Origin of the sequence: Nocardioides glacieisoli (assembly GCF_004137245.1) — a bacterium.
GTDB lineage: Bacteria > Actinomycetota > Actinomycetes > Propionibacteriales > Nocardioidaceae > Nocardioides > Nocardioides glacieisoli.
The window spans coordinates 44,099-68,866 of record NZ_SDWS01000009.1; the positions used below are offsets into that span (position 1 = coordinate 44,099).

Genomic DNA, 24,768 nt, shown 5'->3' on the forward strand with positions numbered 1-24,768 from the left:
GCTCAGGCAAGGACACCCGGCCCACGCTGGGCTGGTGGCTGAACGTCGACACGGTCAGGAGTCTCGCACGCTGATGCGCTCGCGCAGGCGCTGCACCATCTCGAGGCGGGCGCGCGTCGTGCTCTTCTGCGGCCAGACGGTGTCGAAGGCCGCGTTGACGGCCGCACCGATCAGCACGGCCAGCGCCAGGAGGTAGAGCCACAGGAGCACGGCGATGGGTGCGGCGAGGGGTCCGTAGATCGATCGCGACTCGGCCGCGGTCACCGTCAGCACCCAGCGCAGGACGTAGGACCCGGCGACCCAGCAGAACAGCGAGAACGTCGCGCCGGGGAGGTTGAACGTCCACTTCGTCCGCACCGGCACGGACACGTGGTAGAGCGTGGCGAGGAAGCAGATGCACAGCGCGAGCACGAGCGGCCAGTAGAGGCTGTTGACGAAGTCGAGCCGGTCGGGCAGCACGCGGTCCACCAGCGTCGGACCGGCCACCACCAGTGGGATGCTGATCGCCCCCGTGATCATGGCGAGCACGTAGAGCACGAACGACAGGGCGCGCGTCGCCACGATCCCGCGGTGCCCGCCGAGGCCGTGCATGATCGTGATGGTGTCGACGAAGACGTTGAGCGCGCGCGAGCCCGACCACAGCGCGAGGATGAAGCCGATCGAGATCACGTCGTAGCGGCCGCCGCCGAGCACCTCGCGGATGGTCGGCTCGATGATGTTGTCGACCGCGCGGTCGGTCAGCGCCTGGCGGGAGATCTCGAGCACCGCGTTGCTGATGTCGTCGACCTGCGTGTCGGTGAAGCTCCCGCTGACGAAGCCGACCGCCCCCGCGAGCGCGAAGACCAGCGGCGGGACGGACAGCACGGCGAAGAAGGCGGCCTCGGCGGCAAGCCCGGTCACCCGGTTGCGCAGGCAGGACCCGACGGTCGTCACGATCACCCGCCACAGGTGCTCGCGGCCCTGCCGGGCGAGCACCTCGATCCGGCGCGGGGCAGGGTTCTGCTCACGCGCCTCGACCATGTCGTCAACGCTAGTCGAGCACCCGCCCACGAGAGGTTTCCCCACGCCTTACGGTGTGGCCATGAGTGACATGCGCACGGCCGCCGTGACCAACCAGGCACCCGCTCTGGTGGGGCACAACGTGGTCACGTCCGACGTCGCCCTGACCGAGGCGCTCGTCCGCCACGGGTCGGCAGACCTCGTCGAGGAGCTCGCCCCGCTCGGCGCCGAGGCCGGCACCGAGGAGGCCCGCGAGCACGGCAGGCTCGCCAACCGCCACCACCCCGAGCTGACGACGTACGACCGCTTCGGCAACCGCATCGACGAGGTCGAGTTCCACCCGTCGTGGCACTGGCTGATGGAGCGCGCGGTGGGCCACGGCCTGCAGGCGGCGCCGTGGGAGCAGCAGGAGGGCGGCGACCCGCACGCCCACCTCCGGCGCGCGGCCGGCTTCTTCGCGTGGTCGCAGACCGAGCCCGGGCACGGCTGTCCGATCTCGATGACGTACGCCGCCGTGCCGGCGCTGCGGGCCGACGACGCGATCGCCCAGGAGTGGACCCCGCTGCTCGCGGCGCGGTCCTACGACCCGGGCGTGCGACCGCGGACCGAGAAGGTCGGCGCGCTGGCGGGGATGGGCATGACCGAGAAGCAGGGCGGCTCCGACGTGCGGGCCAACCAGACCCGCGCGCTGCCGACCGCCGAGGACGGCTGGTACACGCTGCACGGCCACAAGTGGTTCACCTCCGCCCCGATGAACGACGTCTTCCTCGTGCTCGCCCAGGCCGCGGGTGGGATGACCTGCTTCGTCGTGCCGCGCGTGCTCGCCGACGGCACCCGCAACCGGATCGACGTGGTGCGGCTCAAGGACAAGCTCGGCAACCGGTCCAACGCCTCGAGCGAGCTCGAGCTCGACGGCACCCTCGCGCAGCGCCTCGGCGACGAGGGCCGCGGCGTGCGCACCATCCTCGAGATGGTCGCCGCGACGCGGCTCGACTGCGTGCTGGGCTCGGCCTCGCTGATGCGGCACGCGCTGGCGGAGGCATCGTGGCACGTCGCGCACCGCTCGGCGTTCGGCGGTCTGCTGGTCGACAAGCCGCTGATGCAGAACGTCGTCGCCGACCTGGCCGTCGAGTCCGAGGCCGCGACGGCGCTCGCGATGCGGCTGGCCGCGGCGGTCGACCGGCCCGGGGACGCCCACGAGGTCGCGCTGCGGCGGATCGCCCTGCCGCTGGCGAAGTTCTGGGTGTGCAAGCGCACGCCCGCGATGGTCGCCGAGGCGCTCGAGTGCCTCGGCGGCAACGGCTACGTCGAGGACTCCGGCCTGCCCCTGATGTTCCGCGAGTCACCGCTGAACTCGATCTGGGAAGGCTCGGGCAACGTCAACGCCCTCGACGTCCTCCGCGCCCTCGGCCGTGAGCCGGAGGTCCTCCAGGCGTGGATCACCGAGGTCGGTGCCGCCCGCGGGGCGGACAGCCGCCTGGACCGGGCCGTCGACGACACGCTGGCCCTCCTCGGGGACGTCGGCTCGCTGGAGTCCGGCGCCCGGCTGCTCGCGGGACAGATGGCCGCGTGCCTGCAGGGGTCGCTCCTCGTGCGCTTCGCACCCGCCGAGGTGGCCGACGCCTTCTGCGGGAGCCGGTTCGGGACGTCGTACGGCGGAACGTTCGGGATGCTCACGAGCGGTTCGCTGCGGGAGATCGTGGACCGGACCACTCCCCAGGGGTGAGCCTGACGCCGATTCCTCGACGAAGCCTCGCGCGGCACCCTCTTCGCGCCTAACGTGGCACCGATCCCCCGAGGAGGCCGCCTTGTCCGGCAAGACCAGCACCCTGTTCACCGTCGGCACCCTGCTCAGGCACGCCCAGGACGCCGCGGCCCCCGTGCGCGTCCTGGTCGAGGGCACCTGGCTCGACGGGCGCATCGTCGGTGCCGACTCGCACGGCGTGGTGCTCGACGACGGCAACGGACAGCAGGTGCTGGTGCGGCTCGAGGCGGTCATCGCCGTCAGCTTCTCCCGCACCGACATCGACGATCCCGGCGCCGACCCGGACGAGGACACCCGCAGCCATGGGCGTCGCCGCCGCGACCCAATCGAGGCCGGCCCCGTCGGCGGCTGACCGGTCCATACCAGCTGCCGCGTGGCGAGCCGAGGATCATCAAGTTTCGTCGAAGTCCTCGGTCACGCTCAGCCCATCGGCAATCCGGTGTCGGAGCCGCGGCATACGTTCTCCCCACTGCACCTGTGGGGGGTGCTCACTCGTACCTGTGGGGGTATGCCATGACCAAGATGTCCAGCACGATGTTCAGCGTGGGGACGCTCCTGCGGCGGGCCGAGGACACCGGCGCCGAGGTGAAGGTGCTGGTGCAGAACAGCTGGCTCACGGGCCACGTCCTCGGCTGTGACGGACTCGGTGCCGTCCTCGACGACGGTGAAGGCAGCCAGTCGCTCGTGCGGCTCGACCAGGTCGCCGCGGTGACCTTCTCCCGCGCCGCGATGGAGGACGACCTCGTCGACGCGTCCGCCCGAGCGCACGGTGGTGGACGCGGCCCGATCGAGGCGGGCCCGGTCACGGTGCCCACCCAGGGCCGCGGCGAGCAGTCCATCCGCATGTTGCACGGCCTCACCGCAAAGCCGTACTGACGACCTCCCGCGCCTCGTCCTGCACCTGGGCGAGGTGCTCCGGGCCGCGGAACGACTCGGCGTAGATCTTGTAGACGTCCTCGGTGCCGCTGGGCCGCGCGGCGAACCACGCCGACTCGGTGGTGACCTTGAGCCCACCGATCTTCGCGCCGTTGCCGGGCGCCTCGGTCAGCTTGCCCGTGATGTCCTCCCCCGCCAGCGACGTCGCGCTCACGTCGTGGGGCGAGAGCCCGCCGAGCTTGGCCTTCTCCTCGCGGTTGGCTGGGGCGTCGATCCGGGCGTACGCCGGGTCGCCGTGCTGGGCGACGAGCTCGGCGTAGTGCTCGCTCGGCGTCTTCCCGGTGGCGCCGAGGATCTCGCTGGCGAGCAGCGCGAGCAGCAGGCCGTCCTTGTCGGTGGTCCAGGTCGACCCGTCGCGGCGCAGGAACGACGCACCGGCCGACTCCTCGCCGCCGAAGCCGAACGAGCCGTCCATCAGCCCGGGCACGAACCACTTGAAGCCGACGGGCACCTCGACCAGCGGCTTGCCGATCGACGCGGCCACGCGGTCGATCATCGAGCTCGACACGAGCGTCTTGCCGATCCGCGCGGTGTCGGGCCAGCCCGGCCGGGCGCCCCCGAAGAGGTAGCCGATCGCGACGGCAAGGAAGTGGTTGGGGTTCATCAGCCCGGCGTCGGGGGTGACGATGCCGTGGCGGTCGGCGTCGGCATCGTTGCCGGTCGCGATGTCGTACTCGTCCTTGCGGGACACCAGCGACGCCATCGCGTAGGGCGAGGAGCAGTCCATCCGGATCTTTCCGTCCCAGTCGAGCGTCATGAAGCGCCACGTCGGGTCGACGAGCGGGTTCACCACGGAGAGGTCGAGGCGGTGCCGGTCGGCGATCTCGCCCCAGTAGGCCACGCTCGCGCCACCCAGCGGGTCGGCACCGATGCGGACCCCGGCGTCGCGGATCGCGTCGAGGTCGAGCACCTGCGGCAGGTCGTCGACGTAGGTGCCGAGGAAGTCGTAGTCGCCGACGGCTGCGCGGGCCTTGGCGAACGCCACCCGCCTGACGCCCTCGATGTTGCCGCGGATCAGCTCGTTGGCGCGGGCGGCGATCACGCTGGTCGCGTCGGAGTCCGCCGGCCCGCCGTGCGGCGGGTTGTACTTGAAACCGCCGTCCTGCGGCGGGTTGTGCGAGGGCGTGACCACGATGCCGTCGGCGAGGCCGGCGCCGGTCGTACGCCCCTGGTTGGCGCGGATGATCGCGTGGCTGACGGCGGGGGTCGGGGTGAACCCGTCGCGGTCGTCGACGAGCACGGTGACGTCGTTGGCGACGAGCACCTCCAGGGCCGTGGCCCACGCCGGCTCCGAGAGGGCGTGGGTGTCGCGGCCGATGAAGAGCGGACCGTCGTAGCCCTGCTCCTTGCGGTAGTCGCAGATCGCCTGCGTGGTCGCGGCGATGTGCACCTCGTTGAAGGAGGTGTTCAGCGAGGTGCCACGGTGCCCGCTCGTGCCGAACGCGACCTGCTGCGACACGTCGTCGGGATCGGGCTCGAGGTCGAAGTAGGCCGTGACGAGGTGGGAGACGTCCACCAGGTCCTCGGTGCGGGCGGGCTGTCCGGCTCTCTCGTGGGTGGCCATGGCCCCATCTTGGTGGGTCGGGCAACTCCCGTCGAGAAAGGTGTCGGCCTCGTGTCGAATCGGGCAGGGTTGACCCGTCAACGGGGTGAGGCCGCAGCCCTGCGGCCCAGACGACCGAAGGAGCTCGACCGACGATGAGCCGCTACCTGATCCTGCTGCCTGCGCCCGAGGCCGAGTGGGCGGACCTGCCGCCGGATGAGCACGCGAAGGGACATGCGTCCCACGTGCAGTTCCAGCAGGACCTGGAGGCCGGTGGCCACGAGCTGCTGGTCGCGGGTCCGCTCGACCCCTCGGCCACGGCCACCTCGATGCGTCCCGACGGTGCGGGCGGCACGCTCGTCACCGACGGACCCTTCACCGAGTCGGCGGAGCAGGTGGTCGGGTTCTACCTCGTCCGCTCGGACGACGAGGCCGACCTGCGCGCGGCGTGCGAGCGGTGGTCAAGCCGGGGTGAGCTCCTCGAGTTCCGCCGGATGGCGGAGTGAGGAGACCGACATGACCGACTACATCGTGCTGCTGTTGGGTGATACCGACGCGTGGTGGGACACGCCGGAGGAGGAGAAGAAGGCGACCTACGACGTGCACGGGCGCTTCACCGAGGAGCTCGAACGGCGTGGCCACACCATCGTGGGCGGCGCGGAGCTGCCGCGGGCGTCGGAGGCGAAGTCGCTCGCGCCCCACTCCGACGTCGTGACCGACGGGCCCTACACCGAGAGCACCGAGCAGCTCGGCGGCTACTACGAGGTCTCCACCGACGACCTCGACGACCTGATGGACGTGTGCAAGATCCTCTCGGCGACCGGCGACGCCGTCGAGGTGCACCGCAAGATCACCGGCGAGGAGCAGCCGACGTGACCCGGTTCGTCGTCCTCATCGCCTACGGGTCGTCCGAGTGGGACGGCGCCAGTGCGGAGACGCGGGACTACTACTTCCGGGCCCACGACGCCTTCTCCGCCTACGTCGCCGAGCACGGCACCGAGCACTCCTCCGGCGCCCTCGCGGATCCGGGCGCGGCCACCACGGTGCGCCGGGCAGGTCGCGCCCGCGACGGTGACGTCGTCGTGACCATCGGCCCGTTCGCCGAGACGACCGAGCAGGTCGGCGGCTACTACGACGTCGAGCTGCCCGACCTCGACCACGCGATCACGGCCGCGAGCCTGCTCCCGGCGGCGTACTCCGTCGAGATCCGGCCCACCATCACCATCACCTGACACCACCCGACGAGACTGGAGCCGACATGAGATACCTGGTGCTGCTGATCGGCGACGGGGCGGAGAAGCCCTGGCCCGAGCAGACCGAGGACGAGCAGTCCGCCGCGATGGAGAAGTTCGGGGCGTTCGACGCGGCCTGCCGCGAGCGCGAGGGCGTCGAGCTGCTGGCCGGCGAGGCGCTGAGCGGACCGGACGACGCCACCGTGATGCGTACGTCGAGCGAGGGCCGGGTCGCGCTGACCGACGGACCCTACGCCGAGGTCATCGAGGGCATGGGCGGGTTCTACCTGCTGGAGGCGCCCGACCTCGACGTCGTCGTGGAGCTGCTGCGAGTGCTGCCGCGCTACGACATCCAGATCCACCCGACCGTGGACGTGACGCTCTGAGAGATCCAGCCCTCGAGGAGGTCGTGCGACAGGAGTGGGGCCGCCTGGTGGCCCTGCTCCTGTCGCAGTTCCGCCGTCTCGACCTCGTCGAGGACGCGCTCGGCGACGCGGTCGAGGCGGCCAGCCGGACGTGGCCCGCGGACGGCACGCCCGACAACCCGGCCGGCTGGCTGATGACCGCCGCCAAGCGGCGGGTGCTGGACCGGCTCCGCACCGAGGGCGTCGCCCAACGCAAGCTGCCGATGCTCCTCACCGACGCCGAGCACCGTGAGGAGGGCGCACGCACGATGGCCGACAGCGGCAGCCTCGTCGAGGACGACGTCCTCCGGCTCGTGCTGATGTGCGCCCACCCGGCGCTCGCGCCCGAGGCGGCCGGCGCCCTCAGCCTGAGGCTCGTCCTGGGCGTGCCGACGGCCGACATCGCGCGGCTCTTCCTCGTGCCCGAGCCGACGATGGCGGCCCGGATCACCCGGGCGAAGAAGCGCATCGTCGGGGCCGGCATCCCGTTCGCCGTGCCGGACGCCGCGGTGCTGCCCGACCGGCTCGACATCGTGGCGCAGACGACCTACCTCGCCTTCACCGCTGGGTACGCGCCGGGCACCGGACCCGACCTGCTCCGCGCCGACCTGTCGGGCGAGGCGATCCGGCTGGCGCGCGTGGTGCTCGGGCTGCGCCCCGACGAGCCGGCACTGGTCGCGCTGCTCGCCCTCATGCTGCTCCAGCACTCGCGGCGGGACGCCCGCGTCCGCGACGGCCGCCTCGTGCTGCTGGCCGACCAGGACCGCGGACGCTGGCACCACGACGAGATCGCCGAGGGGACCCGGCTGCTGGTGGGACCGGTGCTGGCGGGACCGGTCACGCCGCTCACGGCGTCGTACGCCCTCCAGGCGCGGATCGCGGCCGAGCACGCCACCGCGCCGACCGCCGACGACACCCGGTGGGACCGCATCGTCGGGCTCTACGACCTGCTGCTGCAGGTGTCGCCCTCCCCCGCCGCCCGGCTCGCACGAGCGGTCGCCGTCGCGGAGGACCGCGGCACCGCCGCGGGCCTGGCAGCGCTCGAGGGACTGGAGATCCCGTCGAGCCACCGTCCCGCCGCGGTCCGCGCCGAGCTGCTCGCCCGCTCGGGCGACACCGACGCCGCGCGGGCGGCGTACGACCAGGCGATCGCGGCGTGCGGCAACGACGTGGAGCGCGAGTTCCTCGAGCGGCAGCGCGAGACCCTGGGCTAGGACTCCACCTTCTGCTGCTTGGCCAGGACGGTCAGGCCCTCGTCCACGACGAAGCCGCGGGCGCGGTCCTCCTCGTGGTCGACACCGATCCGGGCACCCGGAGGCACGATCACGCCCTTGTCGAGGATCGCGTTGCGCACGACCGCGCCCTCGCCGATCTGCACGCCGTCCATCAGCACGGAGTCCGACACCTCGGCCCCGTCCTTGACCCACACCGCCGGCGACAGCACCGACTGGTTGACGGTGCCACCGGTGACGACCACTCCGGGCGAGAGGATCGAGTTGTGCGTCGACACACCGGCGCCACTGGCGCCCTCGACGAGCTTGGCCGGCGGGTGCGGGCCGTAGCTGGTGTAGATCGGCCAGGCGTTGTTGTAGAGGTTGAAGACCGGCAGCGGCGAGACCAGGTCCTTGTGGGCGTCGTAGTAGGACCGCATCGTCCCGACGTCGCGCCAGTAGCCGCGGTCGCGGTCGGTCGATCCCGGGACCTCGTTGTCCTTGTAGTCGTAGACCGCGGACTCCGCCTTGTCGACGAACCACGGCACGATGTCGCCGCCCATGTCGTGCTTGGACTGCTCGAAGTCCGCGTCGCGGGTGACGGCGTCGACCAGTGCGTCGGCGGTGAAGACGTAGTTGCCCATGCTGGCGAGCACCTCGTCGGGCGAGTCCGGCAGGCCGACGGGATCGGTGGGCTTCTCGAGGAAGGCGCGGATCTTCTGGGGGTTGCCCGGGTCGACGTCGATGACGCCGAACTGGTCGGCGAGGCTGATCGGCTGGCGGATCGCGGCGACCGTGCAGCCCGCACCGGACTCGACGTGGTCGGCGACCATCTGCGAGAAGTCCATCCGATAGACGTGGTCCGCGCCCACCACCACGACGATGTCGGGGCGCTCGTCGGTGAGCAGGTTGAGCGACTGGAAGATCGCGTCGGCGCTGCCGAGGTACCACCGCTTGCCGACGCGCTGCTGGGCGGGCACCGGGGTGACGTAGTTGCCGAGGAGGTTGGACATCCGCCACGTCGTCGTGACGTGGCGGTCGAGGCTGTGCGACTTGTACTGCGTGAGCACGACGACCTTGAGGTAGCCGGAGTTCACGACGTTGGACAGCGCGAAGTCGATCAGGCGGTAGATGCCTCCGAACGGCACCGCGGGTTTGGCCCGGTCGGCGGTCAGGGGCATCAGTCGCTTGCCCTCACCGCCTGCCAGGACGACTGCGAGGACCTTCTTGCGCGGGGGCGTGATGGCCATGCGACGAAACTAGCCGTCCGGCAGGGGCGCGGTCGACCACCTACGGGGCCAGTTTGAGGACTACCTTCGTGCCCATGCGCATCGACGTCCTGAGCAAGGAGTACCCACCGGAGGTCTACGGCGGTGCGGGGGTGCACGTCGCCGAGCTGGTCCGTGCCCTGCGGGTCCTCCCCGACATGGACGCGCGGGTGCGCTGCTTCGGCGCCCCGCGCTCCGAGCCCGGCACGACGGCGTACCACGAGGCCTCGTCGCTCGTCGACGCCAACCCGGCGATCCGGACGCTCGGCGTCGACCTCGCGATGGTCGACGACTGCCTCGGGGCGGACCTCGTGCACTCACACACCTGGTACGCCAACATGGCCGGCCACCTCGCGTCGCTGATGCACGGCATCCCGCACGTCGTCAGCGCGCACTCCCTCGAGCCCATGCGACCATGGAAGGCCGAGCAGCTCGGTGGCGGCTACGCCCTCTCCAGCTGGGCGGAGCGGACGGCGTACGAGGGTGCTGCGGGGATCGTCGCCGTCAGCGCTGCGATGCGCGACGACGTGCTGCGCAGCTATCCCGCGGTCGACCCGGCGCGCGTCCACGTCGTGCACAACGGCATCGACACCACGCAGTGGTCCCCCATCGACAACCCCGACCGGGTCCGCGAGCTCGGCGTCGACCCCGACCGACCGAGCGTCATCTTCGTCGGCCGGATCACCCGCCAGAAGGGCCTGCCCCTCTTCCTCCGCGCCGCGGCCGCGCTGCCGCCCGACGTGCAGCTCGTGCTGTGCGCCGGCGCGCCCGACACCCCCGAGATCATGGCCGAGGTGACCGAGCTGGTCTCCGAGCTGGCCGCCACGCGATCGGGTGTCGTCTGGATCGCCGAGATGCTCCCGCGTCCCGATGTCGTCGCGCTGCTGACCGCGGCCACCGTCTTCGCCTGCCCCTCGATCTACGAACCCCTCGGCATCGTGAACCTCGAGTCGATGGCCTGCGAGACCGCCGTCGTCGCCACCGCCACCGGTGGCATCCCCGAGGTCGTCGTCCACGGCGAGACCGGCTGGCTCGTCCCGATCGAGCAGGCCACCGACGGCACCGGCACCCCCCTCGACCCGGAGGCCTACGTCGCCGACCTCGCCGCCGCGCTGACCGATGCCGTGAGCGACCCCGCCCGCGCCCGGACGTACGGCGTCGCCGGACGCCAGCGCGCCATCGAGTCGTTCAGCTGGGACGCCATCGCGGGTCGGACGCTCGACCTGTACTCGTCCCTCACCTGACCGACCGACGGACCGAACCATCCGTGGCGGGCCACGTTTGGCGTACGGCGTGCAGCTGGCGTGTCGTTCGGTCCGCTGGTCGGCCTGTGGAGAGCGCCAGCGCGGGGATGCCTCCAGCAGGCAGGCTCACGAGATGGAGATCTCGCGGCTGATGGTGGTGCTGGGAGGCGTCGCCGACCGGAAGATGCTCGTCAACGTCACCTCCCGACGCCGGTTCGAGGAAGCCCTCGCCGCTGGCGAGATCGTCCGAGTGTCCCGCGGGCGCTACGTGGTCCCCGCCGTCCAGAAGGGCACCGAGCTGGCGCATGCCGTGACCGGCCACGTCTGCCTGGCTTCGGCGGCGTTGGCGCACGGCTGGAAGGTCAAGGTGGTGCCGGTGCGCCCGCAGATCGCCGTACCGAAGGACCGGCGCCTCCCGGCCACGACGCGACGTGTGATGGAGGTCCACTGGATCGATCTCGCACACACCGACGTCGAGGGCTTGGCCACGAACGCGTCAACGACCCTGGCGATGTGTGGACGTCGGCTCCCGTTCGACGAGGCACTGTCCATCGCGGACTCCGCACTGCGGGAGGGCTTTTCCCGCCAGGCCCTCCTGGACCTGGCCGATGCCGCGGTCGGTCCCGGCTCGGCCCGCCTGCGGCGGGTGGCTCGCCACGCCGACGGACGTGCGGCCAACCCCTTCGAGTCGACGCTGCGCGCCATTGCGGCGGGTGTGCCCGGGCTCTCCGTCGAGCCGCAGGTCTGGATCGAGGGTCTGCTCCAGCTCAACGTCCGCTGCGACCTCGTCGACGTACGCCTCCGCCTCGTGCTCGAGGCCGACTCGTTCGAGTGGCACGGTGACCGGGCTGCGCTCCGCCAGGACGCACGGCGTTATGACCTGCTGGTGGCCAACGGCTGGACGGTGTTGCGGTTCGCCTGGGAGGACGTGATGCACGACCCGGGCTGGGTCGCGTCCATCCTCGTTGCGACGGTCCAACGGACCGAACAGTCCCTGCTGGCCACCTCTCCCGCCTGAGCCCCACGTCACGACGGCGTTCGGTCCGTTGATGTACGCCGAACGCCCCGGACCGTGGTGGGTCCGGGGCGCGGCGGTGGTGGGTCAGCGGCTGGAGGCCATCTCCTCCGCCGGCGAGGCGGGCGGGGGTGAAGTGTCGTGGTCGTCGACCATCGTCGCTTCGTCGAAGCGGTCCTCCCCCGACAGCACCCGCTCCAGCTGGGCGTGGTCGATGGTGCCGGTCCACTGGCCGATGAGGAGCGTGGCCACCGAGTTGCCGGCGAAGTTGGTGACCGCTCGGGCCTCCGACATGAACCGGTCGATCCCGACGATCAGGCCGACGCCGTCGAGGAGCTCCGGGCGGTGCGACGACAGGCCACCGGCCAGGGTCGCGAGGCCGGCGCCGGTGACACCGGCGGCACCCTTCGAGGCGATGATCATGAACAGCAGGAGCGAGACCTGCTCGCCGATGCTGAGCGGCTTGTCGAGGGCGTCGGCGATGAAGATCGACGCCATCGTCAGGTAGATCGCGGTGCCGTCGAGGTTGAACGAGTAGCCGGTCGGCACGACGACCCCCACTGTGGTCTTCTCGATGCCGGCGTGGTTCATCTTCGCGATGAGGCGCGGCAGGGCCGACTCGGAGGACGAGGTGGAGACGATGAGCAGGAACTCGCGGCCGAGGTACTTGAAGAGCCGGAGGATGTTCACGCCCGTGCCCAGCTTGAGGATCAGGCCCAGGACGCCGAAGACGAAGACGGCGCAGGTGAGGTAGAAGGCGATCATGATCGTGGCGAGGCTCTTGAGGGCGTCCACACCGGTCTCGCCGACCACCGCCGCGATCGCGGCGAAGGCGCCGACGGGGGCGGCCCACATGATCATCGCGAGCACCCGGAAGACCAGGCGCTGCAGGTGGCCGATGCCGAGGAGGATCGGCTCGCCGGCGCGGCCCATCGCCTGGAGCGCGAAGCCGACCAGGAGCGCGACGAGCAGGGTCTGGAGGACCTCGCCGGACGTGAGCGAGGAGAGCAGCGAGTCGGGGACGATGCCGGTGATGAACTCGGTGGTGGAGCCGTGGCCCTCGGCGGCCTGCTCCTGGCCGACCCCGGCGACCTCGTCGGAGAGGTTGAGGCCCTCACCGGGGTCGAGCAGGTTGCCGACGACCATGCCGATGGCGAGCGCGACGGTCGACATCGAGAGGAAGTAGGCCAGGGCGAGCCCGCCGACCTTGCCGACGCTGGCCGCACTGCGCACGGACCCGACCCCGATGACGAGGGTGCAGAAGATGACCGGCTGGATCATCATCTTGATCAGCGCGACGAACGTCGTGCCGATCCACTTCAGGCCCACCGCGAAGTCGGGGAACACGAGGCCGACGACGGCTCCGAGGACCACCGCGATGATGACGGCGATGTAGAGGTAGTGCGTACGGTCCCGCTTGACCGTCGCCTCCGGGTTGGTTGTGCTCATGGTTCCTCCGACTCCGGTGCTGCTCGATGGCTGGGCCTGTGCCCGCCGTCACATCCTGTGCGCCCCTGTGATGGCGGTCACCCTTGTGTTCGTTGAGTTCACGCGGCTGCCCGGCGCGTGGCAGACCCGCGCGGCGACGGGCACAATGCCCGCATGCGACGACGGGCGGCCGAGCCGGGCGAGAGCCCAGTCGCCCGTCAGATCCTGCTGCTGCAGGTCGCCGTGGTCGTCGTCCTGGTGGTGACGGCCGTCGCGCTGGCCGCCTGGGACGCCCGCCACGACACCCGCGAGAGCGCACGTGCCCAGGCGACCGCGGTGGCGCGGTCGGTGGCCGACTCCCCGTTCGTACGCAACGAGGTGCGCACCGCCGACCCGACCGAGCGGCTCCAGCCCTTCGCCGAGGAAGTGCGCCGCGACACCGGCACCGACTTCGTCGTGGTCATGGACACCGACCGCACCCGCTACACCCACCCAGACACTGCGCAGATCGGCAAGGCGTTCATCGGCGACCTCGGGCGCGCTCCGCAGGGCGAGGCCTTCACCCAGGAGTACACCGGGACCCTCGGGCTCTCGGTCCGTGCGGTCGTGCCCGTGGTGGCCGACGGGGACGTCGTCGCGCTCGTCGCGGTCGGCATCCGGATCGACCGTCTCGACCGCCAGCTCGTCGGCGACCTCCCCGGGATCAGCCTCGCCGCGGGCGCCACCCTGCTCGCGGGCCTGATCGGCGCGTGGCTGATCTCGCGACGGCTCCGCCGCCAGACCCACGGCATGGGCGAGCGCGAGATCACCCGGATGTACGAGTACTACCGCGCCGTCCTCGGCGCGGTGCGCGAGGGACTGCTGCTCGTCGACTCCGACCAGCGCGTGCAGCTCGTCAACGACGAGGCACGGCGCCTGCTCGCCCTCCCCGACGACGTGGAGGGCCGCTCGCTCGACGAGCTGGGCCTGCCACCCGGGCTGGTCGCGGCCGTCGAGCAGCGCATCTCTATGGCCGACCAGACCTACGTGCTCGGTCAGCAGGTGCTCGTCCTCAGCACCTCCCCCGCCTACTGGGACCAGGCGGAGGTGGGTGCGGTCGTGACCGTCCGCGACCGCACCGAGCTCCAGGCCGTGACCGGCGAGCTCGACCTGGTGCGCGGGCTCACCGAGTCGCTGCGATCGCAGAACCACGAGGCCGCCAACCGCCTCCACACGATCGTCTCCCTCGTGGAGATGGGTCGTGTGGATCAGGCCGTCGAGTTCGCCACCTCCGAGCTCGAGGTCGCTCAGGGGTTCGCCGACGAGCTCGTCTCGGCCGTCGACGAGCCGGTCCTCGCCGCGCTGCTGCTCGGCAAGACCGCGCAGGCCGCCGAGCGAGGCATCGACCTCGACATCACCGGCAGCCTGCCTGCCGAGCTCCCCGTCGACGCCCGCGACCTCGTCACCCTCGTCGGCAACCTCGTCGACAACGCCTTCGACGCCGTCGCCGAGACGCGGGCCACGACGCCGCAGCGCGTCCGCGTCAACCTGGCCGGGGACGCGGACGCCCTCCGCGTCGAGGTCGACGACTCCGGCTCCGGCATCGCGCCCGAGGACCGCGCACACGTGCTCGAGCGCGGCTGGTCGAGCAAGGCCCAGGAGGGACGCGGGATCGGCCTCGCGATGGTCACCCAGGTCGTCTCGCGACACGGCGGCACCCTCGAGGTCACCGATTCCCCGCTCGGCGGCGCGCGCTTCGTGGTCGGCGTACGCACTCCGGCGGAGCAGGCGGCCCCCCGGTGAACGCGTCGATCAACGTCCGGGTGCTCGTCGTCGAGGACGAGGAGGTCGCTGCCGAGGCGCACGCGACCTACGTCGGCCGCGTGCGCGGCTTCGAGCTGGCCGGGGTCGCGCGGTCGGCAGGCGAGGCCGTGCGGCTGCTCGCCAGGGACGAGGCGGTCGACCTGGTCCTGCTCGACATGCACCTCCCCGACGGCCACGGCCTCGGCCTGCTCCAGCGGCTGCGCGCGGAGGGCCGGCAGGTCGACGTCATCGCGGTGACGTCGGCGCGAGACACCGAGGTCGTCCGTCGCGCCGTCTCGCAGGGGGTCGTGCTCTACCTCCTCAAGCCCTTCACCTTCGCCGCCTTCCGCGGCAAGCTCGAGCAGTACGCCGAGTTCCGCGCGCAGCTCGAGCGCTCCCCCGCCGACGTGGTGCAGGACGACGTCGACCAGCTCTTCGGCGCGCTGCGGGCACGGCCCACGGGCGACACGCTCCCCAAGGGGATGAGCCTGGACTCGCTGCGTGCGGTCGTGGTCGCGCTGCGCGCCCGACCGGAGGGCCTGTCGGCCGGTGAGGCCGCCGAGGATGTCGGCGTCTCGCGCGTCACCGCCCGCCGCTACCTCGAGCACCTGGCCGACGAGGGCCGGGTGACGCGTGCGCCGCGCTACGGCGGCGCGGGACGACCCGAGGTCGGCTATGTCTGGACCGGTGCCGACCCCGGCTGAAATGCACTTGCCGCCCGGCGCGCGCGGGGCCACCGTGGACCATGACCCAGCCGATCCCCGAGGCTCGTGAGCCGGTGCCGGACGGCGTACGCGCCCAGATCCTCGCCACCGAGCACTGGGGCCTGCTGGCCGTGCGCAGCCAGACGTGGAGCGAGGTGATGGGCCGGATCACCGCCCAGCTCATGTTCACCTCGGCGAGCCTGCTGTTCCTGGCGCTGCTCGGCCAGAGCATCGGCTACACCGAGACGTTCCGATCGCTCGCTGTGGCCCTGGGCCTGACCCTCCTGCTCACCGGGACCCTCACGGCGTTCCGCGTGCACAACGCGAGCCAGGAGGACTACCTGTTCGTCAAGGGGATGAACCGGCTGCGGGCGGGCTACCTCGACATCGACCCCACCCTCGAGCCGTACTTCATCACCGGGCTCACCGACGACGAGGTGGGCATCGGGCAGACCTACACGATGGGCCCGACGCGCAACGTGAGCCACGTCGCGGCGAGCTCGGGTGTCTTCATCGTCGCGGTGAACACGATCGTGGCCGCCGGAGTGACGGCCTTCGTGCTCTGGTCGATGGGGCCGTGGGTCGCGAGCATCGGCGCCGCCGTCCTCGGCGCAGCGCACTTCGCCTTCTGGATCTACCTCGCGTGGCGCAACTGGCAGGTCAACCTGACACCGGGGTGGGTGCGGTTCCCGACCGGACGGACCCCGGGCCGGCTCAGCTGAGGACGAGACCTGGGTAGAGCGGGTGCTTGTCGAGCATCTCGGCGGACTGCTTCGTGACGCGGTCGGCGACTCCGTCGCCCAGGACGTACGACGCCTTGCTCGGCTCGCCCGCCTTGGTCGTGCCGGCCGAGGTGTTCGCCAGCACGTCGACGATCAGCTCCGCGACCGTGTCGAACTCGTCGTGGCCGAAGCCGCGGGTGGTGAGCGCGGGAGTGCCGAGCCGGACGCCGGAGGTGTACCAGGCGCCGTTGGGGTCGGACGGGACCGAGTTGCGGTTGGTCACGACGCCGGCGTCGAGGAGGGCCGACTCGGCCTGGCGGCCGGTGAGCCCGAAGGACGACACGTCGAGCAGGACGATGTGGTTGTCGGTGCCGCCGGTGACGAGGTTCGCGCCGCGCGTGAGGAACCCCTCGGCGAGCGACTTGGCGTTGTCGGCGACCTGCTGGGCGTAGGTCTGGAACGAGGGCTGGCGGGCCTCGGCGAAGGCGACGGCCTTGGCGGCCATCACGTGCGAGAGCGGGCCACCGAGGACCATCGGGCAGCCGCGGTCGACGTCGGCGGCGAACTCCTCCTGCGCCAGCACCATGCCACCGCGCGGACCCCGCAGGGACTTGTGCGTGGTCGTGGTGGTGATGTGGGCGTAGGGCACCGGGTTCTCCTCGCCGGTGAAGACCTTGCCGGCCACCAGGCCCGCGAAGTGCGCCATGTCGACCATCAGCACGGCGCCGACCTCGTCGGCGATCTCGCGCATCTTGGCGAAGTTCACCCGGCGCGGGTAGGCGGAGTAGCCGGCGACGAGCACCAGCGGCTTGAACTCGCGGGCCTTGGCGGCGACGGCGTCGTAGTCCAGCAGCCCGGTCTCCGGGTCGGTGCCGTACTGCTGCTGGTGGAACATCTTGCCGCTGATGTTGGGGCGGAAGCCGTGGGTGAGGTGGCCGCCGGCGTCGAGCGACATGCCGAGCAGGCGCTGGTTGCCGAACTCGTGGCGCAGCGTCTCCCAGTCGGCCTCGGTCAGCTCGTTGACGTTCTTCGCCTGCATCTTCCGCAGGTAGGGCGTCTCGACCCTGTTGGCCAGGATCGACCAGAAGGCGACGAGGTTGGCGTCGATGCCGGAGTGCGGCTGGACGTAGGCGTAGGGGGCGCCGAACAGCTCGCGCGCGTGCTCGGCAGCGAGCGTCTCGACCGTGTCGACGTTCTGGCAGCCGGCGTAGAAGCGGTGCCCGACGGTGCCCTCGGCGTACTTGTCGCTGAACCAGGTGCCCATCGTGAGCAGCACGGCGGGAGAGGCGTAGTTCTCCGAGGCGATCAGCTTGAGGGACCCGCGCTGGTCGGTGAGCTCCTGGCGCGTCGCCGCGGCGATGCGCGGCTCCACCGACGCGATGACCTCGAGTGCCTGGGAGTACGCGCTGCTGATGAGGGAGTCCGTCATGGCGGACAGCCTAGAGGGACGCAGCCGTCTCCCGGACACCCGTCTCGGGGCCACCTATCCTGTGCTCCGACCCGAGGAGCACACATGCGCAGCACGCTGTGGACGACGTTCGCGACGGCGGTTCTCACCGCGTCCTTCCTGCCCGTCCTGACCGGCGCCGCCGACGGGGCCGCGGCCCCGGGCACCACCCTCGGCGTCGGGCCGGGCGCGTCCCTGTGGCCGGCCTTCGACCCGGCGGTCCAGCGCTACGCAGTGACGCCCGCCCCCGACGGGACCGTCGACGTGGCCGTCGGCGGTGCGGACGCGGTCTGGTTCGACGGCGTGCCGGACGACGACGGCGCGACTGCCGCGTCGGAGGCCGGCCGAGACAGGGTGCGCCTGGTGATCCGGCGCCTCCCGCGAGTGTGACGTGGACCGCACGACGGTGCGCACCGCGCCGTACCCGATGACATCCATCTCACATTGTGGAGGACGGTCCCACGATACGAGATTTCGTCTTGTGGAAAAGGCGTCCACTCCCTGAGACTTCTTGACATGGTCACCGCTTCCACCGACACGCACCTGGTGGTTCGACGTCACGTCGACCTCATGCGCGTGGGCAGCGCGACCTGTTGGCATCGCTGAATCGCCGCCCCGTAGTCCCTTCCGCGCTCAACGTCGCGCGCGGCACTTCTCAGCGAACAGGAATTTCCTGATCATGCCCGACCTCCGGTTCAAGCCCACGGCTGCCCAGAGCACCGACATCCCGCGCCCCAAGCGCGCGGAGGGTCAGTGGGCGCTCGGCTACACCGAGCCGCTCAACAAGAACGAGCAGTCCAAGAAGGACGACGACCCGCTCAACGTCCGCGACCGGATCCTCCACACCTACTCGCGACGCGGCTTCGACTCGATCGACCCGGCCGACCTGCGCGGCCGCTTCCGCTGGCTGGGCCTCTACACCCAGCGCGCGCCCGGGTTCGACGGCGGCAAGACCGCCCAGCTCGAGGAGGAGGAGCTCGACGACCGCTTCTTCATGATGCGGATCCGCACCGACGGCCAGGTGCTCGACGGCAACGCCCTCCGGGCGCTCGGCGAGCTGTCGACGGCGTACGCCCGCAACACCGCGGACATCACCGACCGCAACAACATCCAGTACCACTGGATCGAGATCGAGAGCGTCCCGGCGATCTGGGAGCGGCTCGAGGGCGTCGGCCTCACCACGCTCGAGGCGTGCGGCGACAGCCCGCGCCCGTTCCTCGGCTCCCCCGTCGCCGGCATCGCCAAGGACGAGATCATCGACGGCACCGAGGCGCTCGAGGAGATCAAGCGCCGCGTGCTCGGCAACCCCGACTTCTCCAACCTGCCGCGCAAGTTCAAGACCGCGCTGACCGGCCACCCCAGCCACGACGTCGCGCCCGAGGTCAACGACGTGTCCTTCGTCGGCACGGTCCACCCCGAGCACGGCCCCGGCTTCGACCTCTGGGTCGGCGGCGGCCTGTCCACCAACCCGATGCTCGCCCACAAGCTCGGCGTCTGGATCCCGCTCGACGAGGTGGCCGACGCCTGGGAGGGCGTGGCCGGCATCTTCCGCGACTACGGCTACCGCCGGCTGCGCTCGAAGGCGCGGCTGAAGTTCCTGCTCGCCGACTGGGGCAAGGAGAAGTTCCGCGAGGTGCTGGAGAACGAGTACCTCCACCGCGCGCTCGTCGACAACCCCTCCCCCGAGGCGCCGGTCACGCAGGGCGACCACATCGGCATCCACGAGCAGAAGGACGGCCGCTTCTACATCGGTGCCGCTCCCGTCGTGGGTCGCATCGACGGCACCACGCTGACCGCGCTCGGTGACCTCGTCGAGACCTACGGCGCCCGCGGCGCCCGGCTGACGGCGTACCAGAAGCTGGTCGTGATCGGCGTCGCCGCCGAGGACACCGCCGCCTTCGCCGACGACCTCGAGAAGATCGGCCTCACCGCCCGCCCCAGCAACTGGCGGCGCTCCACGATGGCGTGCACCGGCATCGAGTTCTGCAAGCTCGCGATCGTCGACACCAAGGAGCGCTCGCGCGCCCTGGTGACCGAGCTCGAGAAGCGCTTCCCCGACCTCGACGCGCAGATCTCGGTCAACGTCAACGGCTGCCCCAACGCCTGCGCCCGCACCCAGGTCGCCGACATCGGCCTCAAGGGCCAGCTCGTGATGGACGCCGACGGCAACCAGGTCGAGGGCTTCCAGGTGCACCTCGGCGGTGCTCTCGGACTCAACCCGGCGATGGGTCGCAAGCTGCGCGCGCACAAGGTCACCAGCGCCGGCCTCGACGACTACGTCACCGCCGTCGTCTCGGCGTACCTCGCCGACCGCACCGACGGCGAGCGGTTCGCCGACTGGGTCGCGCGCGCCGACGACGTCCTGCTGCGCGGGGAGCCGGTGGCTTCCTGATGAGCGAGCGCGCGCAGCCCTTCCACTGCCCCTACTGCGGGGACGAGAACCTGTTCCCCCAGGAGGGTGCAGGTGCCTGGGAGTGCCGCTCGTGCCTGCGCAGCTTCACCGTCAAGATGACCGGGATGATCCGGCCCCCGTCGACAGGTGGCGGTGCGGCATGAGCGCCTCCACGCAGGCCGCCCGCGACTTCAAGGGCACCCACACCGAGGGGCGTACGCCGGAGGAGCTGCGCGAGCTCGTCTCACACGTCGGCGCCGAGCTCGAGCTCGCTCCCGCCGAGGTGATCATCGAGTGGGCCGTCGCCACCTTCGGCGACCGGTTCGCGATCACCTCGTCGATGGGCGACGCCGTGCTCGCCCACCTCGCCTCCACGGTCGCACCCGGCATCGACGTCGTCTTCCTCGACACCGGCTACCACTTCATCGAGACCATCGGCACCCGCGACGCCGTCGAGGCGACGCTCCCGGTCAACCTGCGCACCGTCAGCACCTCGCTGACCGTCGCCGAGCAGGACGCGCAGTACGGCAAGGACCTCTACAAGACCGACCCCGACCTCTGCTGCGCGCTCCGCAAGGTGAAGCCGCTCGCCGACACGCTCGCGGAGTACGACGCCTGGGCCACCGGGCTGCGCCGCGCCGAGACCCACAACCGGGTGATCGCGCCGGTCGTCGGCTGGGACGCCCGCAAGGGCAAGGTCAAGGTCTCGCCGCTCGCCCGCTGGACCGACGAGCAGGTCGACACCTACATCGCCGACAACGGCGTGCTGGTGAACCCGCTCGTCCATGACGGCTATCCCAGCATCGGCTGCTGGCCGTGCACCCGCCGCGTCGCCCCGGGCGACGACCCCCGCAGCGGCCGATGGGCCGGCACCTCGAAGACCGAGTGCGGGATCCACGCATGACACACGACTTCTCAGGCGACAGCGCCGTCGCACCCACCCTGTTGCACCGCACCACCACTCACGATCGGAGGCACCACTGATGGCTGCTCCTGCTCTGGTTGCCCTGGCTCACGGAAGCCGCGACCCCCGCTCGGCCCAGACGATCAAGGCGCTCGTCGCCGAGGTCAAGGCGATGCGCCCCGACCTCCGGGTCGAGACGGCGTTCCTCGACCTCGCCAAGCCGTCGTTCGACACGGTCGTCGACCGCCTGGTCAAGGCCGGCTTCGACGAGATCGTCGTCGTCCCCCTCCTGCTCACCGAGGCCTACCACGCCAAGGTCGACGTCCCCGAGGTGATCGCGTCGGCGATGGCCCGCCACGCGGGACTCCGGATCCACGCCAGCCGCATCCTCGGGATGGAGGCCGCGTTCCTCGAGGTGCTCGACGTCCGGCTCCGCGAGGCCCTCAAGGAAGCGCGCGTCCGCGAGCTCGACGCCCTCGTGCTGGCCGCCGCCGGCTCGTCGGACCCGCTCGCGAACCAGTCGGTCGCCCGCATCGCCCGCACGTGGGCGGCCCGCCACCGCCTGCCGGTCACCGCGGCCTTCGCGTCGGCGACACCGCCCGCCGCCGGCGAGGCCGTGCGTGCGCTCCGCGCCGAGGGCAAGCGGCACATCGCCGTCGCGTCCTTCTTCCTCGCTCCCGGCCGGCTGCCCGACCGCGCCACCGAGCTGGCCCTGGAGGCGGGCGCCGTCGCCGTCTCCGAGCCGCTCGGTGCCCACCCGGCAGTGGCCCGCGCGATCCTGGCCCGCTACGCCGTCGGAGCCGTCGAGCTCGTCCCCGTCTGACGAGGCGGCGCGTCTGTTCGCCCGCGCCGGGTTGAGTCGGCGCATCTGGTCGTGCGAACCGGGTCGAGTCGGCTCATCTGTACGCGTCAACGGAGCCGAGTCGGCACGTCTGTTCGTACAGAGGCGCCGACTCGGACCCGTTCTTGGGTACATACGCGCCCTCTCAGCACTGCTTGTGCGTACACATGTGCCGACTCGGCGGGCGGTTGTCGCGTACACACGCGCCCGCTCGGCACTCAGAGGTGCTTGAGGGCCTCGCGACGGGAGAGTCCGCTCAACCGGTCCGCGTGGTCCTCGACGAAGGTCCGGACCCACGCCGCGTCCGTCCGGGCGTGCTGACGCAGCGCCCAGCCGAGGGCCTTGCGGGTGAAGAACTCCCGGCCGTACGCCGTGTCGTCGAGGTTGGCGACCAGGACCCGATCGAGCAGGTCGGTGTCGGTGGCCTCGGCGTGCCGGAGCTGCGCGAGCATCGCGGTCCTCCGCACCCACAGGCTGTCGGGGTCGACCGCCCACTCGTCGATCACCGGCGTCGCAGCCGCACGGTGGTCGAGCAGCACCTGGCCGACGAGGTGACCCGCGATCTCGTCGACGACGTCCCACCAAGCGCCGAGCCGGACGAGCTCCTCGAGCAGCGGGAGCAGGTCGGGGTCGAGCCAGGTGCGGTACGACCGGTGGCGGAGCAGGGCGACGGCGGCGTACCACTCCTCACGGTGGGTAGCGTCCTCGAACAGCTCCAGCGCCGCGGCCTCCCACTGGGCGCGGTCGGCGAAGCGGTGGTCGGCCAGGATCGGACGGAGCAGCACCTTCAGTGCGGGGGCGCCGAGCCCGACGTAGGGCAGGTCGGACTTCATGTAGGCCTGCTGCTGCGCGGCTCGCTCGGGGTCGCCGACCTCGGCGAGGGCGGCACGCACCGCGCCGACGTACGTCATCCCACCAGGCGCTCGCGCAGGTGCTCGAGCTGGCGAGCCGGGTCCTCCGTCACCCCGCCGTGCACCGGCCCCGGCTGGAGGACGGTGCTGCGCGGCGCCTTGAGGAAGCCGAAGCGCTGGCCGAGGGACTGTCGGGCGGCCTCGCCGGCGCGCTCGTCGCCGGCACAGACGAGGTCGACGAACGCGAGCGCCTCACGCACCTGCTCGACGTCGATCCCGGCGTGCAGGGCGCGCAGCCGGTCGGCGTCGACGTGGCACACGACGTCGAGGAAGTCAGCCGCCTGGCAGTGCAGCACCACGCCGACGTTGAGGAACTCCTCGCGGTCTGGTCGCGGCACGCAGCGCAGCACGACGTACTGGTAGGCCTGCCTCATCGAGCACCGCCCGGGAGCCACTGGCGGGTGCCGAGGCGGGCGACGAGGAAGTCGACGTACGCCTCTCGCAACGCCCCTGGCCCCAGCTGGTCGGCACCGTCGGCGCCCGGCACCGCCTCGAGCCACACGTCGGGCACGTCAGCGACGACCTCGGTGAAGACCTCGCGGCTCAGCGACGCCGAGATCTCGTCGTCCAGCTCCCGGGCGCGCCCGGCGCAGGTCTCGAAGACGTGGCCACTCGGGTCCCACGGCTGGGCAGCGAACCGCGCGGGGTCGGTGACGCCGCCCGCCCACCCGTGGTGGAAGTAGAGGGAGGCACCGTGGTCGATCACCCAGAGGTCGCCGTGCCAGACCAGCAGGTTGGGGTTGCGCCACGACCGGTCGACGTTGGCGGCGAAGGCATCGAGCCAGAGGACGCGGGCTCCCTCGTCGTCGGCGGTGCTCACCTGGCCGTCGACGCCGAACGAGCCGGGCAGGAAGTCGATGCCGAGGTTGGCGCCGACGCTTGCGTTGAGCAGGTCCTGCACCTCCTCGTCCGCCTCGTAGCGGGCGAGCTCGGTGTCGAGGTCGAGCACGACGAGGCGGGGGGTGCGCAGGCCGAGCCGGGTCGCCAGGCCGCTGACGATCACCTCGGCGACGAGCACCTTCGCGCCCTGGCCGGCGCCCCGGAACTTGCAGACGTAGGTGCCGAGGTCGTCGCCCTCGACGACACCGGGCAGGCTGCCGCCCTCGCGCAGCGGGGTGACGTAGCGCGTGACGGTGACGAGTGGGAGTCCGGTGGAGATCACTGGACCGGGGACTCCCCGGCGAGCCGCTCGGTCTCGGCCGCGACGTCGAAGTCGGCCTTCGGCCACTGCAGGTCGAGCCCCCGCAGCGTGTCGAGGAGCAGCTGGGCGATCGCCAGGTTGCGGTACCACTTCTTGTCCGACGGCACGACGTGCCACGGGGCGGCCTCGGTGTTGGTGCGCTCGAGCGCGATCTCGTACGCCTCGCGGTACTTCGGCCAGAACGCACGCTCGTCGAGGTCGCCGGGGTTGTACTTCCAGTGCTTCTCGGGATTGGCCAGCCGCTCCTCCAGCCGCGCCTTCTGCTCGTCGGCGCTGATGTGGAGCATGCACTTGATGATCGAGAAGCCCTCGTCCGCCAGCCGCGCCTCGAACTCGTTGATCGCGTCGTAGCGGCGCTCGATCTCGGCGCGGTCGGCGAGCTCGCGGACCCTGGCGATCAGGACGTCCTCGTAGTGCGACCGGTCGAACACGCCGATGTAGCCCGCCGCGGGCAGCCCGCGCTCGATCCGCCACAGGAAGTCGTGGGCCCGCTCCTCGTCGGTCGGCGCCTTGAAGCTGGTGATCCGCACACCCTGCGGATCGACGAGACCGATCGCGTGGCGCAGCACGCCGCCCTTGCCGCTGGTGTCCATGCCCTGGAGCACGAGCAGCACGCGCCGCTCGCTGCCGACGGTCCGCTCGGCCCACAGCCGCTCCTGCAGGTCGGCGAGCTCGGCGCCCATCGTCGCGAGAGCCTCCTGGCCGTCAGCCTTTTTGCCGTCGAACCCGGGTGCCGCGTCGGTCTCGATCGAGGTCAGGTCGACCGCTCCGTCCGGCAGTCGGAGGGCGTCGGCGATCGCGGAGGTCGTCATGCGCACA

Annotated in this window: 28 protein-coding genes; 19 read left to right on the forward strand and 9 right to left on the reverse strand. The window is 71.4% G+C overall.

Annotated features, from left to right (window positions below):
* Positions 1–54 precede the first annotated feature (54 nt).
* Positions 55–1,020 carry a YihY/virulence factor BrkB family protein gene (locus EUA06_RS17870; RefSeq protein WP_129478307.1) on the reverse strand — a complete coding sequence of 322 codons (966 nt, stop codon included), beginning with the start codon at positions 1,018–1,020 and terminating at the stop codon, positions 55–57.
* Between the two features lie 61 nt (positions 1,021–1,081).
* Here EUA06_RS17870 and EUA06_RS17875 point away from each other — a divergent pair, with 61 nt between their 5' ends.
* The 3 genes from EUA06_RS17875 (at position 1,082) to EUA06_RS17885 (ending at position 3,640) form a co-directional block, all read left to right on the forward strand.
* On the forward strand, positions 1,082–2,725 hold the full coding sequence (locus tag EUA06_RS17875; protein WP_129478309.1) for an acyl-CoA dehydrogenase family protein: 1,644 nt from the start codon (positions 1,082–1,084) through the stop codon (positions 2,723–2,725).
* Positions 2,726–2,807: 82 nt separating this feature from the next.
* Positions 2,808–3,116 carry a hypothetical protein gene (locus EUA06_RS17880; protein WP_129478311.1) on the forward strand — a complete coding sequence of 103 codons (309 nt, stop codon included), beginning with the start codon at positions 2,808–2,810 and terminating at the stop codon, positions 3,114–3,116.
* Between the two features lie 161 nt (positions 3,117–3,277).
* The gene (locus EUA06_RS17885) at positions 3,278–3,640 is read left to right on the forward strand and encodes a hypothetical protein (RefSeq protein ID WP_129478313.1); all 363 of its coding nucleotides are present in this window, start codon (positions 3,278–3,280) and stop codon (positions 3,638–3,640) included.
* On the opposite strand, the gene pgm is transcribed toward EUA06_RS17885, so the two are convergent.
* Positions 3,621–5,264 (reverse strand): phosphoglucomutase (alpha-D-glucose-1,6-bisphosphate-dependent), encoded by a 1,644-nt coding sequence (gene pgm, locus EUA06_RS17890; RefSeq protein ID WP_129478314.1) that lies wholly within the window; start codon positions 5,262–5,264, stop codon positions 3,621–3,623. The genes EUA06_RS17885 and pgm overlap by 20 nt on opposite strands.
* 134 nt (positions 5,265–5,398) lie before the next feature.
* Between pgm and EUA06_RS17895 the strand changes: the two genes are divergently transcribed.
* From EUA06_RS17895 to EUA06_RS17915, 5 genes are read left to right on the forward strand one after another with little or no spacing between them, the layout of a single operon-like run.
* Positions 5,399–5,749 (forward strand): YciI family protein, encoded by a 351-nt coding sequence (locus tag EUA06_RS17895; protein ID WP_129478316.1) that lies wholly within the window; start codon positions 5,399–5,401, stop codon positions 5,747–5,749.
* A 10-nt stretch (positions 5,750–5,759) separates the two neighbouring features.
* Positions 5,760–6,119 carry a YciI family protein gene (locus tag EUA06_RS17900; RefSeq protein ID WP_129478318.1) on the forward strand — a complete coding sequence of 120 codons (360 nt, stop codon included), beginning with the start codon at positions 5,760–5,762 and terminating at the stop codon, positions 6,117–6,119.
* Positions 6,116–6,475 (forward strand): YciI family protein, encoded by a 360-nt coding sequence (locus EUA06_RS17905; RefSeq protein WP_207208419.1) that lies wholly within the window; start codon positions 6,116–6,118, stop codon positions 6,473–6,475. Before EUA06_RS17900 ends, EUA06_RS17905 begins: the two co-directional genes overlap by 4 nt.
* A 26-nt stretch (positions 6,476–6,501) precedes the next feature.
* Entirely contained in the window at positions 6,502–6,861 is a 360-nt protein-coding gene (locus EUA06_RS17910) for a YciI family protein (protein WP_129478322.1), read from the forward strand.
* Positions 6,862–6,884: 23 nt separating this feature from the next.
* A complete protein-coding gene (locus tag EUA06_RS17915) occupies positions 6,885–8,093 on the forward strand; it encodes an RNA polymerase sigma factor (RefSeq protein ID WP_242498227.1) in 1,209 nt (402 codons plus the stop codon).
* Here the strand turns inward: EUA06_RS17915 and glgC are convergent.
* Entirely contained in the window at positions 8,090–9,334 is a 1,245-nt protein-coding gene (glgC, locus tag EUA06_RS17920; protein ID WP_422879775.1) for a glucose-1-phosphate adenylyltransferase, read from the reverse strand. The genes EUA06_RS17915 and glgC overlap by 4 nt on opposite strands.
* Before the next feature lie 80 nt (positions 9,335–9,414).
* Between glgC and glgA the strand changes: the two genes are divergently transcribed.
* Positions 9,415–10,602 carry a glycogen synthase gene (gene glgA / locus EUA06_RS17925; RefSeq protein ID WP_129478328.1) on the forward strand — a complete coding sequence of 396 codons (1,188 nt, stop codon included), beginning with the start codon at positions 9,415–9,417 and terminating at the stop codon, positions 10,600–10,602.
* A 133-nt stretch (positions 10,603–10,735) separates the two neighbouring features.
* Entirely contained in the window at positions 10,736–11,620 is an 885-nt protein-coding gene (locus EUA06_RS17930; RefSeq protein ID WP_129478330.1) for a DUF559 domain-containing protein, read from the forward strand.
* Positions 11,621–11,704: 84 nt separating this feature from the next.
* On the opposite strand, the gene EUA06_RS17935 is transcribed toward EUA06_RS17930, so the two are convergent.
* Entirely contained in the window at positions 11,705–13,066 is a 1,362-nt protein-coding gene (locus EUA06_RS17935; RefSeq protein ID WP_129478332.1) for a cation:dicarboxylate symporter family transporter, read from the reverse strand.
* A 153-nt stretch (positions 13,067–13,219) separates the two neighbouring features.
* Between EUA06_RS17935 and EUA06_RS17940 the strand changes: the two genes are divergently transcribed.
* Genes EUA06_RS17940 through EUA06_RS17950 form a run of 3 tightly spaced genes read left to right on the forward strand, consistent with a single transcriptional unit; the run spans position 13,220 to position 16,253 of the window.
* Positions 13,220–14,827: a sensor histidine kinase gene (locus EUA06_RS17940; RefSeq protein ID WP_129478334.1), complete on the forward strand. Its 1,608-nt coding sequence runs from the start codon at positions 13,220–13,222 to the stop codon at positions 14,825–14,827.
* Positions 14,824–15,531, forward strand: coding sequence for a response regulator (locus tag EUA06_RS17945; RefSeq protein WP_242498228.1), 708 nt, complete (start codon positions 14,824–14,826; stop codon positions 15,529–15,531). Before EUA06_RS17940 ends, EUA06_RS17945 begins: the two co-directional genes overlap by 4 nt.
* A gap of 41 nt (positions 15,532–15,572) precedes the next feature.
* Positions 15,573–16,253, forward strand: a complete 681-nt coding sequence (locus tag EUA06_RS17950) for a hypothetical protein (RefSeq protein ID WP_129478336.1) — start codon at positions 15,573–15,575, stop codon at positions 16,251–16,253.
* On the opposite strand, the gene EUA06_RS17955 is transcribed toward EUA06_RS17950, so the two are convergent.
* Positions 16,246–17,682 (reverse strand): glycine hydroxymethyltransferase, encoded by a 1,437-nt coding sequence (locus EUA06_RS17955; protein ID WP_129478338.1) that lies wholly within the window; start codon positions 17,680–17,682, stop codon positions 16,246–16,248. The two genes, EUA06_RS17950 and EUA06_RS17955, sit on opposite strands and share 8 nt — an antisense overlap.
* Positions 17,683–17,766: 84 nt before the next feature.
* Here EUA06_RS17955 and EUA06_RS17960 point away from each other — a divergent pair, with 84 nt between their 5' ends.
* The 6 genes from EUA06_RS17960 (at position 17,767) to EUA06_RS17980 (ending at position 21,819) form a co-directional block, all read left to right on the forward strand.
* The gene (locus tag EUA06_RS17960) at positions 17,767–18,090 is read left to right on the forward strand and encodes a hypothetical protein (protein WP_129478340.1); all 324 of its coding nucleotides are present in this window, start codon (positions 17,767–17,769) and stop codon (positions 18,088–18,090) included.
* Positions 18,091–18,216: 126 nt separating this feature from the next.
* Complete coding sequence (locus tag EUA06_RS23430; RefSeq protein WP_422879771.1) at positions 18,217–18,306, forward strand: putative leader peptide; 90 nt, start codon at positions 18,217–18,219, stop codon at positions 18,304–18,306.
* 73 nt (positions 18,307–18,379) lie between these two features.
* Complete coding sequence (locus EUA06_RS17965) at positions 18,380–20,092, forward strand: nitrite/sulfite reductase (RefSeq protein ID WP_129478341.1); 1,713 nt, start codon at positions 18,380–18,382, stop codon at positions 20,090–20,092.
* A complete protein-coding gene (locus EUA06_RS17970) occupies positions 20,092–20,256 on the forward strand; it encodes an Insertion element protein (RefSeq protein WP_129478343.1) in 165 nt (54 codons plus the stop codon). Before EUA06_RS17965 ends, EUA06_RS17970 begins: the two co-directional genes overlap by 1 nt.
* Positions 20,253–20,996: a phosphoadenylyl-sulfate reductase gene (locus tag EUA06_RS17975; protein ID WP_129478345.1), complete on the forward strand. Its 744-nt coding sequence runs from the start codon at positions 20,253–20,255 to the stop codon at positions 20,994–20,996. Before EUA06_RS17970 ends, EUA06_RS17975 begins: the two co-directional genes overlap by 4 nt.
* Before the next feature lie 79 nt (positions 20,997–21,075).
* Positions 21,076–21,819 (forward strand): sirohydrochlorin chelatase, encoded by a 744-nt coding sequence (locus EUA06_RS17980; protein WP_129478347.1) that lies wholly within the window; start codon positions 21,076–21,078, stop codon positions 21,817–21,819.
* Positions 21,820–22,055: 236 nt separating this feature from the next.
* Here the strand turns inward: EUA06_RS17980 and EUA06_RS17985 are convergent, their stop codons facing one another.
* Genes EUA06_RS17985 through EUA06_RS18000 form a run of 4 tightly spaced genes read right to left on the reverse strand, consistent with a single transcriptional unit; the run spans position 22,056 to position 24,761 of the window.
* On the reverse strand, positions 22,056–22,748 hold the full coding sequence (locus EUA06_RS17985) for a DNA alkylation repair protein (protein ID WP_129478349.1): 693 nt from the start codon (positions 22,746–22,748) through the stop codon (positions 22,056–22,058).
* On the reverse strand, positions 22,745–23,122 hold the full coding sequence (locus EUA06_RS17990; RefSeq protein ID WP_129478351.1) for a DUF3037 domain-containing protein: 378 nt from the start codon (positions 23,120–23,122) through the stop codon (positions 22,745–22,747). The genes EUA06_RS17985 and EUA06_RS17990 overlap by 4 nt, the downstream gene beginning before the upstream one ends.
* Positions 23,119–23,910: a HipA family kinase gene (locus EUA06_RS17995; RefSeq protein ID WP_242498229.1), complete on the reverse strand. Its 792-nt coding sequence runs from the start codon at positions 23,908–23,910 to the stop codon at positions 23,119–23,121. Before EUA06_RS17995 ends, EUA06_RS17990 begins: the two co-directional genes overlap by 4 nt.
* Positions 23,907–24,761, reverse strand: coding sequence for a polyphosphate kinase 2 family protein (locus EUA06_RS18000; protein ID WP_129478353.1), 855 nt, complete (start codon positions 24,759–24,761; stop codon positions 23,907–23,909). The genes EUA06_RS17995 and EUA06_RS18000 overlap by 4 nt, the downstream gene beginning before the upstream one ends.
* Positions 24,762–24,768 lie beyond the last annotated feature (7 nt).

Excerpts from the sequence above, each read along its gene's own strand:
- EUA06_RS17870 (WP_129478307.1), bottom strand. The coding sequence starts at position 1,020 with ATGGTCGAGGCGCGTGAGCAGAACCCTGCCCCGCGCCGGATCGAGGTG.
- EUA06_RS17875 (WP_129478309.1), top strand. The coding sequence starts at position 1,082 with ATGAGTGACATGCGCACGGCCGCCGTGACCAACCAGGCACCCGCTCTG.
- EUA06_RS17885 (WP_129478313.1), top strand. The coding sequence starts at position 3,278 with ATGACCAAGATGTCCAGCACGATGTTCAGCGTGGGGACGCTCCTGCGG.
- pgm (WP_129478314.1), bottom strand. The coding sequence starts at position 5,264 with ATGGCCACCCACGAGAGAGCCGGACAGCCCGCCCGCACCGAGGACCTG.
- EUA06_RS17895 (WP_129478316.1), top strand. The coding sequence starts at position 5,399 with ATGAGCCGCTACCTGATCCTGCTGCCTGCGCCCGAGGCCGAGTGGGCG.
- EUA06_RS17900 (WP_129478318.1), top strand. The coding sequence starts at position 5,760 with ATGACCGACTACATCGTGCTGCTGTTGGGTGATACCGACGCGTGGTGG.
- EUA06_RS17910 (WP_129478322.1), top strand. The coding sequence starts at position 6,502 with ATGAGATACCTGGTGCTGCTGATCGGCGACGGGGCGGAGAAGCCCTGG.
- glgA (WP_129478328.1), top strand. The coding sequence starts at position 9,415 with ATGCGCATCGACGTCCTGAGCAAGGAGTACCCACCGGAGGTCTACGGC.
- EUA06_RS17930 (WP_129478330.1), top strand. The coding sequence starts at position 10,736 with ATGGAGATCTCGCGGCTGATGGTGGTGCTGGGAGGCGTCGCCGACCGG.
- EUA06_RS17935 (WP_129478332.1), bottom strand. The coding sequence starts at position 13,066 with ATGAGCACAACCAACCCGGAGGCGACGGTCAAGCGGGACCGTACGCAC.
- EUA06_RS17940 (WP_129478334.1), top strand. The coding sequence starts at position 13,220 with ATGCGACGACGGGCGGCCGAGCCGGGCGAGAGCCCAGTCGCCCGTCAG.
- EUA06_RS17950 (WP_129478336.1), top strand. The coding sequence starts at position 15,573 with ATGACCCAGCCGATCCCCGAGGCTCGTGAGCCGGTGCCGGACGGCGTA.
- EUA06_RS17955 (WP_129478338.1), bottom strand. The coding sequence starts at position 17,682 with ATGACGGACTCCCTCATCAGCAGCGCGTACTCCCAGGCACTCGAGGTC.
- EUA06_RS17960 (WP_129478340.1), top strand. The coding sequence starts at position 17,767 with ATGCGCAGCACGCTGTGGACGACGTTCGCGACGGCGGTTCTCACCGCG.
- EUA06_RS23430 (WP_422879771.1), top strand. The coding sequence starts at position 18,217 with ATGGTCACCGCTTCCACCGACACGCACCTGGTGGTTCGACGTCACGTC.
- EUA06_RS17965 (WP_129478341.1), top strand. The coding sequence starts at position 18,380 with ATGCCCGACCTCCGGTTCAAGCCCACGGCTGCCCAGAGCACCGACATC.
- EUA06_RS17970 (WP_129478343.1), top strand. The coding sequence starts at position 20,092 with ATGAGCGAGCGCGCGCAGCCCTTCCACTGCCCCTACTGCGGGGACGAG.
- EUA06_RS17975 (WP_129478345.1), top strand. The coding sequence starts at position 20,253 with ATGAGCGCCTCCACGCAGGCCGCCCGCGACTTCAAGGGCACCCACACC.
- EUA06_RS17980 (WP_129478347.1), top strand. The coding sequence starts at position 21,076 with ATGGCTGCTCCTGCTCTGGTTGCCCTGGCTCACGGAAGCCGCGACCCC.
- EUA06_RS17985 (WP_129478349.1), bottom strand. The coding sequence starts at position 22,748 with ATGACGTACGTCGGCGCGGTGCGTGCCGCCCTCGCCGAGGTCGGCGAC.
- EUA06_RS17990 (WP_129478351.1), bottom strand. The coding sequence starts at position 23,122 with ATGAGGCAGGCCTACCAGTACGTCGTGCTGCGCTGCGTGCCGCGACCA.
- EUA06_RS18000 (WP_129478353.1), bottom strand. The coding sequence starts at position 24,761 with ATGACGACCTCCGCGATCGCCGACGCCCTCCGACTGCCGGACGGAGCG.